Source organism: Acidimicrobiales bacterium (genome assembly GCA_033344915.1).
Lineage (GTDB): Bacteria > Actinomycetota > Acidimicrobiia > Acidimicrobiales > Aldehydirespiratoraceae > JAJRXC01.
On record JAWPML010000001.1, the window covers coordinates 3,262,165 to 3,274,849 of the forward strand.

Here is a 12,685-nt window from a genome sequence, read left to right on the forward strand (position 1 = left end):
GGTCGATCTATTCCCCCGCCCTCCCCTTCCCTGGGATCTCTGGTCACGAAAGGGTCGCATCGACCGCTGATTTCGCCGGTGGGCCGACCCTTTCGTGACCAGAGATCCCTTCGGGTCGGTGGCGTCCTGAAGATTCGCGTTTCGCTGTCGACAGGGAACCGGAACGTATGTCGTCCGAGACCACCACCCGCGCCTGGGCGAGACGCCCACTGATCGCCGGCTTCTTGAAAGTCGTCGTCTTCGTGGTGCCCATCATCTTGTCGATGGCGTTCATCACGGTCGCCACACGCGTCGTCGCCCGACCGGACACGTGGGTCGCGACGGCCGCCTGGTTCCTCGTCCTGACCGCCGGGGCCACACTCGTGATCGTCCGAGCCGCGAAGGTCATGCGGCGGGTCCTGCCAGTCGCGACGCTGTTCAACATCTCGCTCGTGTTCCCCGACCAGGCACCGTCACGGTTCTCCGTCGCGATGCGGCGCAACACGGTGCGACAACTCCAACGGTCCGTCGATGACGGGACGCTCGACGAACAGACCCCACAGGAGGCCGCCGAGCACCTCCTGCGCCTCGCCGCCGCGCTCAACGATCACGACCGGCTGACCCGCGGCCACACCGAACGGGTGCGGGCCTACTCACTCATGATCGGCGAGGAGCTCGGGTTGCCCGAGGACGAGCTGGCCAAGCTGCACTGGGCGGGGCTCATCCATGACGTCGGCAAGCTCGAGGTGCCGGCCGAGATCCTGACGAAGGACGGCAAGCCGACGGATGAGGAATGGCGGATCCTCCGCTCGCACCCGGCGCGCGGTGGCGAGTTGGTCGACCCGCTCCGGCCCTGGCTCGGCCAGTGGGCCGACGCCGCGAGCCAACATCACGAATGGTTCGACGGCACGGGCTATCCGAACGGTCTCGCCGGAAACGAGATCTCGCTGTCCGGTCGCATCGTCTCCGTTGCCGACGCATTCGACGTCATCACCTCCGCCCGGTCGTACAAGCCTCCACACTCCCCGGAGTTCGGCCGCGAGGAACTCACCAAGGGTGCAGGGACCCAGTTCGATCCCGAGATCGTGCGCGCCTTTCTCAACATCGGCATCGGGAAACTGCGCTTCGTGATGGGTCCGCTTTCCTGGCTCGGCAACCTCGGCGCACTCGGCCAGAGCACGGCGGTGCCCGCCGTGACCAGCGCCGCCACCGCAGCGGCCACCGTCGTCGCCTCCACCGCACTCGGCCTCATCCCGGCGACCGCCGTTCTCGAACCGGAGCTCGCGGCCCCCCGGCCGATCGAGCGCGCCGTCGACGAGCCGACGACCACCACGACAACCACGACCACCATCGTCGAGACCACCACGACAACCACGACGACCGTGCCGTTCGAGGGCGTCGACCTGGTCCTCGAAGCGGTGGCCGGCGCGCCCGCCACCGTGGACGTCGCCGGTGCGTACCCCGGCGAAGAGGTGGTCGTGACGATCCTCGAGCCGCCGACCGAGGGCATCCTGGTGATCGACGAGAACGGCGTGGCGATCTTCCTGGCGCCGCCCGAGTTCGCCGGCACCGTCAACGCCGAGGTGCGCGTCTGTCGCGCCGACGGCGACTGTGTCGACGCCACCATCGAGATCATCGTGAGTCCCTGGGACGGCTCGCCCGTTCCGATGGACGACACCGCGGCCACCGTCGAGGACGTGTCCGTCACCGTCGATGTCACCGCGAACGACGCGTCGCTCGACGGGTCGCCGCTCACCGTGACGGCCATCGAACGGGTCGGCGGGTGGAGTGGCGACTCGGCGTCGATCGTCGCCAACCGGGTCGTCTACGTGCCCGCGCCGAACGCATCCGGCGCGGTGGAACTCGCGTACACCGTGGAGAACGACACCGAGCGCACGGCCGACGGCACGATCTCGATCGACGTCGCCGCGGTGAACGACGCGCCGACGTTCGCAGGCGCCGGCGACGTCATCGTGAATGAGGACAGCGGCCCCTACTCGGCAATCTGGGCCTCGGCCATCAGCGCAGGCCCGACGAACGAGTCGTCCCAGTCCGTCTCGTTCACGGTGTCGGTCGACGACCCCTCGCTCTTCTCCGGCGCGGTCGCCCTCGACGGCAACGGGCGACTGACCTTCACCCCTCGCGCGGAGACGGTGGGATCGAGTCTCGTGCGGGTGACGCTGCGCGACAACGGTGGCACCGCCGACGGCGGCGACGACAGCTCCGCGGAAGTCCGGTTCCGCATCAAGATCGGCGACGTCAACGATCCGCCGGATCCCGGCGACGACCAGATCGAAACGCCCGAGGACACGCAGATCACGTTCGACGTGCTCACCAACGACACCGACATCGACGGCGACCCGATCACGTTCGTGTCGTACTCCGGCGACGGCGGGAGTCTCGGGGTGCTCGCGTCCCTCGGTGGCGGTGACTTCACGTTCAAGCCGGCGCTGAACGCGACCGGCAGCACCACGTTCACCTACGAGGTGTCGGATGGTGCCGGCGGGTCCGGGTCGGCCACGGTGACGCTGACGGTGACGCCGGTGAACGATGCGCCGGTCGCGTCGGACGACGGCTACTCGGGGGACGAGGACGATTCGATCGTCGTCGCCGCCCCGGGCCTGCTCGGCAACGACACCGACGTCGACAGCGCGACCCTGACGGTGCAGACCTCGCCGGTGAGTGGACCGTCGAACGGGACGCTCTCGCTCTCGAGCAACGGCTCGTTCACCTACACCCCTGATCCCGGGTGGGACGGCACGGACAGCTTCGTCTACCGGACGGTCGACGACGGCGGCTTGACCGACACGGCCACGGTCACGCTGCAGATCGACCCGGTCATCACCTCCCTGCAGCTCTACTTCGGTGACGCCGGCTCGTCGGCGAGCGACTACGACCTGGTCTCGTCTCCGCCCGCGGCCGCCAACCCCGAACCCGACGTGGACGGGGACGGCGACGACGGCCTGCGGATCGACAAGACCGACAAGGGCCTGCTCGAGGCCGACGGGGACAAGTACCAGACCTGGAGCTACACGGTTCCCTCCGGCGGCCTCGATCTGCAGGGAACCGCGACCGTGCAACTCTGGTCGGCGCTGAAGGACTTCGACGACGAGAAGGACGTCCACGCCTACGTCTGGCTGCTGGACTGCGCAGGCTCGAGCTGCACGACCATCGCCTCGGCCGACCGCTTCGAGGCCGAGTGGGTCCCCGAGGGCGGCACCTGGGTCTACGACGAACTCACCTTCGCGTCCATCGACTACACGATCGCGGCCGGCCGCGAGCTCCGGCTCCGCCTCCAGTTCGACCACGAGGACATGTGGGTCGCGATGTCGGGCGGACGCCCGAGCGGCCTCTTCCTCAATCTCGGCTGACCTCTCCCGTCCCAAGAAGGATCTCTGGTCACGAAAGGGTCGAAGGCGGGCGCTCGTTCCCCGATGTGGCGACCCCTTCGTGACCAGAGATCCCCCGCAGGGCAGGGCAGGGGGGTCAGCTGCGGCGCTGACGCTTGTAGAGGGTGACGCTGCGGTTCGGGACGGGGACCAGATCGCGGCGGTACTGCCGGTGGACCTGGTCGGCCGCGGTGTCGGCCTGCCGGCGGGCAGCCGAGAGCTGACCCTCGAGTTCGGCGACGCGCGCCTCGAGCGCGAGCACGCGCTTCACCCCGGCCAGGTTGAGTCCGTCGTTCGTGAGCTCCTGGATGCGCTGGAGCAGGGCGATGTCGGCGTCGCTGTAGCGGCGGCTGCCACCACCGGTGCGGGCCGGATCGACCAGTCCCTTGCGTTCGTAGATACGCAGCGTCTGGGGGTGCACGCCGGCGAGCTCCGCGGCGACGGAGATCACGTAGACGGCTCGATGGAAGCGTTCGTTGTCCATGGTCAGACTCCCAGATGGGCTCGGGGCGATTCTCGCGTGGCTTCGGCCAGCGCCTCGACTGCCGCTCGTTGTTCGCTGGTCAGGTTGGACGGGACGGCGACGACGACGGTGGCCAGCAGGTCGCCGTCGCCACCCTTGCCTCGCAGCCGGAAGGTCTTGCCGGTGGCGGTGCCGGGCGGGATCTTGATCGTGACCGGGTCGCCGCCGAGGGTCGGCACCTTCACCTTCGCACCGAGGGCAGCCTCGCTGAAGGTGATGGGGACATCGATGGTGAGGTCCTTGCCGCTGCGGCCGAAGAGCGGATGATCGGCGACGGTCACGTGCACGAAGAGGTCGCCGGGCGGACCGCCGAGACGACCGGGCCCGCCGCGCCCCTTCAGTCGGATCTTCTGGCCGGACTTCACCCCCGCGGGGATGCGGACCTTGACGTCGCGGGGACGTACCTCGACCCCGATGCCCTGACACGTGCGGCACGGATCGGTGATGATCGCGCCGCGCCCACCGCAGGCGGTACAGGGCCGGCTGAAGCTGAACAGACCCTGGTTCTCGTCCTGCACGCCCTTCCCGTTGCAGACGGCACAGGTCTCGGGCGTGGACCCGGGATTCGAACCACTGCCCGAGCAGGTCGAACAGGTCGCCTCACTGGTCAGTGTGATGGTGGTCTCGAGCCCGTTCACGGCATCGTCGAAGTCAAGGGTGAGGTCGGCCTCGAGGTCGACCCCCCGCTCGCCCCTGGTCTGCTGCTGGGCACCGCGACCGCCGCGACCGCCGCGGCCGAAGAGGCCGCCGAGCAGATCGCCGATGTCGTCGAAGCCGACGTTGAAGCCGGGACCTCCGGGGCCGCCGGGCCCGCCGGGGCCCCCGAACCCGCCGGCCATCGGACCCATGCGCCGCACCTCGTCGTAGCGCTTGCGCTTCTCCTCGTCGCCGATGACGTCGTAGGCGGAGGAGACCTCCTTGAAGCGGGTCTCGGCCTTCGCGTCGCCGGGGTTCGCGTCGGGGTGCAGTTCGCGGGCGAGCTTGCGGTACGCCTTGGTGATGTCCTTCGCGGACGCCTTCTCGGAGACACCCAACGTCTTGTAGTAGTCCTTCTCGAACCACTCCTTCTGCGGTTCAGCTGACATGGGTCACCTCCTCTCGGGAGAACGTACGCAGGGGGTCAGACCCCCGTACTTTCTCAGCCCTTCACCTTGACCATGGCGGCCCGAAGCACCCGGCCGTTCCACGCGTAGCCGGTGCGGAGGACCTCCTCGACCACGGCCACGTCCTGACCCTCGTCACCCGGCTCGCTCATCGCGGCCTCGTGGCGATTCGGATCGAAGGGCTCGCCCTCGTCCTCGATCACCTCGAGCCCCGATGTCTGGAGCACGTTCTTCAGCTGCGCCGCGATCGGCTCGACGCCCTCGACGCCCTGTTGGGCCGCCGCGTCACACGCGTCGAGCACCGGCAGGAGTGCCTCCGCCACGCGTGACCCGGCCTGGGCGGCCATGTCGGCGCGGCGCTTCTCGGTCTGCTTGCGGAAGTTCGCGAAGTCGGCACCGGTGCGCTGGAGATCCGCGAGGTGCTGGTCGCGCTCGGCCGTGACGGTCTCGAGCGTGGCGAGCAGACCCTCGACCGACACCTCATCGAAGGACTCGCCGACCGGGGAGGGCGGGGGGGACGCACGCTCCCCGGTCGACTCGTCCAGATCCGGGTCCTCGACGGAGCGACCCTCGTCGGTCACGACGCCTCTTCGGCATCGTCGTCGACGATCTCCGCGTCGACGACCTCGTCGTCATCCGGGGTGCTGGCCTCGGCTTCGGCGGCGCGGTCCTCCGCAGCGGCGGCTTCGTAGAGGCGCTGGCCGAACTCCTGGCTGGCGGACATCAGGCCCTCGGTGGCGTCCTTGATCGCCTCGAGGTCGGTGCCGTCGAGCGCGGTCTTCACGTCCTCGAGCTTCGCCTCGATCGTCGACTTCTCGTCGTCGTTGACGTTGTCGGCCTGGTCCTTGAGCAGCTTCTCGGTCTGGTACACGAGGGTGTCGGCCGTGTTGCGGATCTCCGCTTCCTCCTTGCGGTTGCGGTCCTCCTCGGCGTGGGCCTCGGCGTCCTTCACCATCTGCTCGATGACGTCCTCCGACAGGGAGCTCTGACCGGTGATGGTCATCGACTGCTCCTTGTTGGTCGCCGTGTCCTTGGCGCTCACGTGGACGATGCCGTTGGCGTCGATGTCGAACACGACCTCGATCTGGGGCACGCCCCGGGGAGCCGGCGGCAGGTCGACGAGCTGGAACTTGCCGAGCGTCTTGTTGTATTGCGCCATCTCCCGCTCGCCCTGGAGCACGTGGATCTCGACCGACGGCTGGTTGTCCTCCGCCGTGGTGAAGGTCTCGCTCTTGCGGGTCGGGATGGTGGTGTTGCGCTCGATCAGCGTGGTCATCACGCCGCCCTTGGTCTCGATGCCGAGCGACAGCGGGGTGACGTCGAGCAGGAGCACGTCGGTGACCTCGCCCTTGAGCACGCCGGCCTGGACCGACGCACCGATGGCGACGACCTCGTCGGGGTTGACCGTCTTGTTCGGCTCCTTGCCCGCGATCTCCTGCACGAGGTTGGCGACGGCGGGCATGCGGGTGGAGCCACCCACGAGCACGACATGGTCGATCTCACCCTTGCTGAGCCCGGCATCCTTCAGCGCCTGCTCGAACGGCTTCTTGCAGCGGGCGAGCAGGTCCGCGGTGAGGTCCTGGAACTTGGCCCGGCTCAGCTCGTAGTCGAGGTGCAGCGGGCCGGCGTCGGTGGCCGTGATGAACGGCAGGTTCACCTGGGTCGACTGGGTCTGGCTCAGCTCGATCTTGGCCTTCTCGGCGGCTTCCTTGAGCCGCTGGGCGGCCATCGCATCCTTGCGGAGGTCGACGCCGTGGTCGTTCTTGAACGAATCGGCGAGCCAGTCGATGACGGCATCGTCCCAGTCGTCACCACCGAGCTTCGTGTCGCCCGCCGTGGACTTCACCTCGAAGACACCGTCGCCGAGCTCGAGGACCGACACGTCGAAGGTGCCGCCGCCGAGGTCGAACACGAGGATCGTCTGATCCGTGTCCTCCTTGTCGAGGCCGTAGGCGAGCGCGGCGGCCGTGGGCTCGTTGATGATGCGCAGCACCTCGAGACCGGCGATCTGGCCGGCTTCCTGGGTGGCGGTGCGCTGGGCGTCGTCGAAGTACGCGGGGACGGTGATGACCGCCTGGGTGACGGTGTCGCCCAGGTACTCCTCGGCGTCGCGCTTGAGCTTCATCAGCGTGCGGGCCGAGATCTCCTGGCTCGTGTAGGCCTTGCCGTCGATGTCGACGGTCCAGTTGGTGCCCACATGGCGCTTCACGGAGCGGATCGTGCGATCGGGGTTGGTGATCGCCTGACGCTTGGCGACCTCACCGACGAGGACTTCGCCGTCCTTGGCGAACGCGACGACGGACGGGGTGGTGCGTGATCCCTCTGCATTGGGGATCACGACGGGGTCGCCGCCCTCCAGGACGGAGACGACGGAGTTGGTGGTGCCGAGATCGATACCGACGGCCTTGGGCATGCGAGAGGTGTCCTTCGTGAGGTTTCCGGGGGATGTTCAGGTGTCTGAACCGCACCATAGCGGGGGAAATTCCCATCGACACCGAAAAGTTGAGTGTGAGTGTATCAACTTTCGGCCTTGGGCCGATTCAGCCCCGCATCTCGCGATAGTCGCGAGCACCGCCCTCTTCGGGCTCGATCTCGAGGAAGAGACCCTCGATCGCCACGACCCGGACCGGATCGCCGGCCAGGATCGGCGTGGTGCGGTTCACCATCGCCCGCCAGGGGGCGCCGTCGATCATCACGACGCCGTCCTTCTTCACCTCGGTGACGGCCTCGCCCATCATGCCGACCATCCACTCGCGGCCGATCGTGGGCGTGCCGAAGCGTGTCCGAACCATCGACGGCATGCCGTTCACCATCGAGAGGGCGACGCCGATGATGCCGACCAGCAGCGTGATCCACGAGATGGCGAAGCCGTCGTAGAGGAACAGCGAGCCGACGATCAGACAGCCCGTGGCGATCACGGACCACGCCCGCGGGACCCCCGATTGCACGTCGATCGCGTAGCCGAGCATCGCGATCACGAGCAGCGCCAGCGCCCATCCGCGCGTCGGCAGCACCTCGAGGCCGTAGCAGCCGAGGATGAAACAGACGGCGCCGACGACACCGGCCACACCGATCCCGGCCGTGTAGAACTCGAACACCAGCAGGCTGGCTCCGATCAGGAAGAGCAGGTAGGCCATCGCCGGGCTGGCGACGCTGTGCATCCAGCCCTTGAACAGCGACAGCTTGCGGAGACGCACCGGCGACGCGATCTCGCGGACCGGCTCCTCGCCGGACGTGGTGTCCACGATGCTCTCGAACCCGGGCAGTTCGTCGCCCACCGCGGGACCGAGCGCGAACAGGGCGAGCGTGGGCGACTCGTGGTCGATGAGCCCGAGGTCGATCGCGTCGAGATCGGAGATGGTCGTGTCCTCCAGCCCTTCGAGCAGCTCGGCGCGGCCCGCCGGGAGGTAGTCGGTGACCACCAACTCGCCGGTGTTGCCGAACGACGCGAACGAGGCGATGCCGATCTGGTCCGTGACGGCCATCAGCTGGGCCATCCCGCCCTGCGCGGTCGCATGGCTGGGACCGGCCCATCCGTAGACCGGCACGTCCGCGTCGTGGATGCGCATCGCGAGCTCGACGAGCCGGGCGTCGCTGATCACCGAGGCGGAGCTGTTGACCTGGAGGATGACGCCGCCGGAACCGAGCGACTCCGCGTCGGCGATCGACTGCTCGATGAAGTCGGCGTTGATCTCGTCGAGGAACCCGGACACCTGGACGATGTCGAACACGGCCGCATCGGAGCCGGTGGTCTGGGCGTTGGCCGGGGGCGAGAGCGCGAGAATGCCGAACGCCAGGCCGATGAACGTGAGCGCTAGCGTGATGCGGCGGCGCACACTGCGTGCCCCGACGCGGTGCCGCCGAGCAACGTGCCCATGCTTCGAGGAGGGGAATGGATCCCGGTCAGTTCTTCGCATCGTCGCGGGTCCTCATCGTGGCGGGGAAGGGCGGAGTCGGGAAGAGCACAGCCTCGGCGACCCTCGCCCTGGCTGCGGCACGAACCGGTCTGTCGGTCCTCCTCGTGGAGGTGGCGGGCCGATCCGCGGCGGCACCGATGTTCGGTACCGACGCACAAGGCTACGACGCGACGACCATTTACAACGAGGCGGACGGCGGTTCCGTCGCCACCCGTTCGATCACCCCTGATCGGGCCCTCGTCGAATGGCTGGCGACGCACGGTTTCAAGGCCATCGCGAAGCGCATGGCGAAGAGCGGGATCCTCGAGATCGTCGCCACCGCGACACCGGGCATCAAGGATCTGCTCGTCCTCGGCCGCATCAAGGCGCTCGAGCAGCAGAGCGACGCCGATCTGATCATCGTCGACGCGCCCGCGGCCGGGCACGCGGTGCAGTTCCTCCAAGCGCCCGCCGGGGTGCGCGACGCGGCGCGCACCGGCGTGCTCAACCGGCAGGCGGTCGAGGTACTCGAGATGCTGCAGTATCCGGCCCGGTGCCGGGCGATGCTCGTGAGCATCCCCGAGGAGACGCCGATGAACGAGTTGATCGAGACGTCGTTCGCGATCGAGGAGGACGTCGGTGTCGCCCTGGGCCCAGTCGTGATCAACGGGATCCTGCCCGCCGTCGACGGACTCGACGCGACCCCGCCGGCCTCACTCGGCCCCGCCGAGCAGGACGACCTCCGACGTGCCGCCGACTTCCGGCGTGACCGGATCGCGCTCCAGACCGAACAACTCGACCGGGTCGCGGCCCGGCTTCCGCTCGCCCAGATCCGTCTCCCCCAGCTGTTCGCCGCCTCCCTCGGGCCGGACGAGATCGCCCGGCTGGCGGACGCGGCCGTCGACTCGCTCACCGCACTGGAGGACTGGGCGTGAGCTACCGGGACCTCGTCGAGCAACGCGACGTCATCGTCTGCTGCGGCACCGGTGGCGTCGGCAAGACCACCACCGCGGCCGCGACCGCGATGGCCGCGGCGCAGATGGGGCGGCGGGCGGCCGTCGTCACCATCGACCCGGCCAAGCGGCTCGCCGACGCCCTCGGGATCGGCGCGTTGACGAACGACCCGACCGTGATCGACGGCCCCTGGCCCGGCACCCTCGCCGCGCTGATGCTCGACACGAAGGCCACGTTCGACGACGTCGTCCGCCGTCACGCGGCCGACGACACGCAGGTCGATCGCATCCTCGACAACCGCTTCTACGTCAACGTCTCCACGAGCCTGTCCGGCACGCAGGACTACATGGCGGTGGAGAAGCTCGCCGAGCTGCACGCGTCGGGCGACTGGGACCTCGTGGTCGTCGACACGCCGCCGACCCGCGACGCGCTCGCGTTCCTCGAGGCGCCGAAGCTGCTCACCCGGCTGCTGGACAACGCCATCTACAAGCTGGTGATCAGCCCCCAGCGGGGCGTCCTGCGAGCGGTGAACCGGGCGGCCAGCAGCGTGGTCCGCCAGCTCTCGCGGGTGGTCGGCGCCGATGTCGTGGACGACGCCATCGAGTTCTTCCAGGCGTTCCAGGGGATGGAGGAGGGGTTCAAGGAACGGGCCGACGCGACGCTCTCGTTGCTCGGTGCCGATGCGACCGCCTTCGTCCTCGTGGCGTCACCGCGGGCCGACACGCTGAGCGAGGCCAAGTACTTCCTCGATCGACTCGGCGCGGCGGACATGCGGGCCGCCGCGATCGTGGTGAACCGGATGCTGCCGGCGCTCTCGGTCGACGTCGACCGCGCCGCCGAACTCCGTTCGACGCTGGCCGACACCGACGCGGCCGGGCTCGGCGTCGCCCTCGCCGATCATGCCGCGGCGGCCGCCGGAGACGAGGATCGTGTGGGTGAGCTCCTCGCCACCGCGCCGGACGCCATGCTCGCGCGGGTGCCCCTGCTCCCGAGCGACGTCCACGACGTGGAAACCCTCACCCAGATCGCCGCCATCCTCACCGCTTCAACTGGGGTCTGACCCCAGCTGAAGCGCGTCAGGCGTCGGGGTCTTCGTCGAGGGCGGCCACGGCGTCGGCGTAGACGTCCTTGACGGGGACGATGCGGTCGAAGCCGGTGGTGTGCAGCAGCTTCGTGATGGCCTCGCGGTCACTGAATATGACGACGCGGCCCTCGGCCTCACGGATCCGGCGGATGCCGCCGATCAGGGCGCCGAGGCCGGCCGAGTCCATGAACTGGACGCCGGACAGGTTGACGACCACGCGCTTTTCGTCCGCAAGCTCGGCGAACGCCTCCCGGAACTGGGCCACGGAGTACGCATCGAGCTCGCCCACGGGGGCGAGATCGACCTGGACACCGTCGTCGGAGCGGGAGGCGTTGATCTCGAGCACCGGCGCATCGTAACCCCTTCCGCTCATGGCCCACACGCGGCACCGCCCGGACAGGGGGGCCGTGGCGGCGGCGGTGTACGATTCGCACCCGTGACGGACATTCTTCTCGCCACCGACGCCGACTGGCTCGTCGACGACGTGGAAGCCGCGCTCGGCGGTGTCCACCTGATCCATCGGGTCCGCGCCGGCGTGGACGTCGTCCCCGCCATCGAAGAGGTCGACCCGGCCCTCGTGCTGCTGGATCTCCAGATCGGCAACATGGGCGGCGTCGCCGCGTGCCTCGATGTGAAACAGCGCGTCGAGATGGGCGACTTCGACGACCGGCCCGTCATGTTGCTGCTCGACCGCGAGGTCGACGTCTTCCTCGCGCGCGAAGGCCGAGCCGACGGCTGGCTGATCAAGCCGCTCGATGCGTTCCGCACGCTGCGGGCCGTCGAGGCCGCGCTCGCCGGCCACCCGGTGGCCGAAGCCAGCAGCTGATTTCTCGACCGATCGCCGAACGCGCCCGGTAACCTCGTGGGTCTGCACACGGGCAGTGGCGCAGGTTGGTAGCGCGCCTCGTTCGGGACGAGGAGGTCGTGGGTTCAAATCCCGCCTGCCCGACCAAAATCCGGCCGACCCGGACCGAGCAGAGCAACGGGTCACGGCAACATCTCATCGATCGCGTCGACCCCGAACACCGTTCCGGTTACCAATGCGGCGGCCTTGTTCGAGAACCTTCGTGGAGAGCCCTCTCCGGCGCCTTCGCTGGCCGTCACATGGGCTCCAGGAACCTGAGGGCCAAGTCGACCGACACCTCGACGGACGTGTGCTCGATGCACCAGAGCCCGACTGCAGCCTGCGCACGACGGGCTTCAAGCACCACCGACGCCCACTCGCGGGAGTCACTCGCGTCTCCTTCTGCCCTTGCGGCGGACGCCGCCACAGAGAGTTGCAACAGGGTGGACAACTCGGTGCCCTCCACCGCCTCGACAACCGATCGCAGCGACTCCAAACCCTCCGCCCCGGCGGCCGAATCAAGCAGGTTCCGGGACCTCGCGATGTGCTCGTAAGCGTCGGCGACGAGTCCGCACTGGACATCCGCAGTCTCCATCGACATCGCAGCCGGGTCGTTGCCGCTACTGCATCCGAGTGTGAATAGCGCAACGACAATCGCGATCCCGCAGGTCCGAATCGCACCGACGCGTCCAGACATGTCGTCTTCAGGGGACGGATCGCAGCCGGATGCCCGCTCCCCCGGCGGCGCGGCCTCGAACCCGGTCACGCTGGGTACCAACCGACGACTGCCATGTCTCCATGTCAGAAGTCCCATGTCCGAACGACCTCCCCGAGACCGGCGTCAGAGCCTACGACCCCGAGGGCTCCAGTACACGATCAGCGAAGCGTCCCGCGTGCGCGGACGGTCATAGTG

Annotated in this window: 12 protein-coding genes and 1 tRNA gene; 5 read left to right on the top strand and 8 right to left on the bottom strand. The window is 68.6% G+C overall.

From position 1 onward, the window contains the following. Positions 1-43: 43 nt before the first annotated feature. On the bottom strand, positions 44-274 hold the full coding sequence (locus R8F63_15680; GenBank protein ID MDW3220052.1) for a hypothetical protein: 231 nt from the start codon (positions 272-274) through the stop codon (positions 44-46). On the opposite strand from R8F63_15680, the gene R8F63_15685 reads away from it, so the two are divergent. Beyond that, positions 264-3,350: a tandem-95 repeat protein gene (locus tag R8F63_15685; protein MDW3220053.1), complete on the top strand. Its 3,087-nt coding sequence runs from the start codon at positions 264-266 to the stop codon at positions 3,348-3,350. The two genes, R8F63_15680 and R8F63_15685, sit on opposite strands and share 11 nt — an antisense overlap. 115 nt (positions 3,351-3,465) lie before the next feature. Here R8F63_15685 and R8F63_15690 read toward each other — a convergent pair whose 3' ends face one another. The 5 genes from R8F63_15690 to R8F63_15710 form a co-directional block, all read right to left on the bottom strand. Continuing rightward, complete coding sequence (locus R8F63_15690) at positions 3,466-3,852, bottom strand: helix-turn-helix transcriptional regulator (GenBank protein MDW3220054.1); 387 nt, start codon at positions 3,850-3,852, stop codon at positions 3,466-3,468. 2 nt (positions 3,853-3,854) lie between these two features. Next, positions 3,855-4,976, bottom strand: a complete 1,122-nt coding sequence (dnaJ, locus tag R8F63_15695; protein ID MDW3220055.1) for a molecular chaperone DnaJ — start codon at positions 4,974-4,976, stop codon at positions 3,855-3,857. Between the two features lie 53 nt (positions 4,977-5,029). Beyond that, the gene (locus tag R8F63_15700; protein ID MDW3220056.1) at positions 5,030-5,575 is read right to left on the bottom strand and encodes a nucleotide exchange factor GrpE; all 546 of its coding nucleotides are present in this window, start codon (positions 5,573-5,575) and stop codon (positions 5,030-5,032) included. Further along, complete coding sequence (gene dnaK / locus R8F63_15705; GenBank protein MDW3220057.1) at positions 5,572-7,407, bottom strand: molecular chaperone DnaK; 1,836 nt, start codon at positions 7,405-7,407, stop codon at positions 5,572-5,574. The genes R8F63_15700 and dnaK overlap by 4 nt, the downstream gene beginning before the upstream one ends. 127 nt (positions 7,408-7,534) lie before the next feature. Next, positions 7,535-8,830 (bottom strand): NfeD family protein, encoded by a 1,296-nt coding sequence (locus R8F63_15710; protein MDW3220058.1) that lies wholly within the window; start codon positions 8,828-8,830, stop codon positions 7,535-7,537. A 56-nt stretch (positions 8,831-8,886) separates the two neighbouring features. Here R8F63_15710 and R8F63_15715 point away from each other — a divergent pair, with 56 nt between their 5' ends. Both R8F63_15715 and R8F63_15720 read left to right on the top strand, forming a co-directional pair. Further along, a complete protein-coding gene (locus tag R8F63_15715; protein ID MDW3220059.1) occupies positions 8,887-9,825 on the top strand; it encodes an ArsA-related P-loop ATPase in 939 nt (312 codons plus the stop codon). Continuing rightward, positions 9,822-10,904 carry an ArsA-related P-loop ATPase gene (locus R8F63_15720; protein MDW3220060.1) on the top strand — a complete coding sequence of 361 codons (1,083 nt, stop codon included), beginning with the start codon at positions 9,822-9,824 and terminating at the stop codon, positions 10,902-10,904. Before R8F63_15715 ends, R8F63_15720 begins: the two co-directional genes overlap by 4 nt. 16 nt (positions 10,905-10,920) lie before the next feature. On the opposite strand, the gene R8F63_15725 is transcribed toward R8F63_15720, so the two are convergent. After that, a complete protein-coding gene (locus R8F63_15725) occupies positions 10,921-11,274 on the bottom strand; it encodes an STAS domain-containing protein (protein MDW3220061.1) in 354 nt (117 codons plus the stop codon). Positions 11,275-11,364: 90 nt separating this feature from the next. Between R8F63_15725 and R8F63_15730 the strand changes: the two genes are divergently transcribed. Continuing rightward, entirely contained in the window at positions 11,365-11,754 is a 390-nt protein-coding gene (locus R8F63_15730; GenBank protein ID MDW3220062.1) for a hypothetical protein, read from the top strand. Positions 11,755-11,803: 49 nt separating this feature from the next. Beyond that, positions 11,804-11,880 (top strand) — tRNA-Pro (locus tag R8F63_15735). A 148-nt stretch (positions 11,881-12,028) separates the two neighbouring features. Here R8F63_15735 and R8F63_15740 read toward each other — a convergent pair. Continuing rightward, the gene (locus R8F63_15740) at positions 12,029-12,469 is read right to left on the bottom strand and encodes a hypothetical protein (protein ID MDW3220063.1); all 441 of its coding nucleotides are present in this window, start codon (positions 12,467-12,469) and stop codon (positions 12,029-12,031) included. Between the last annotated feature and the right edge of the window lie 216 nt (positions 12,470-12,685).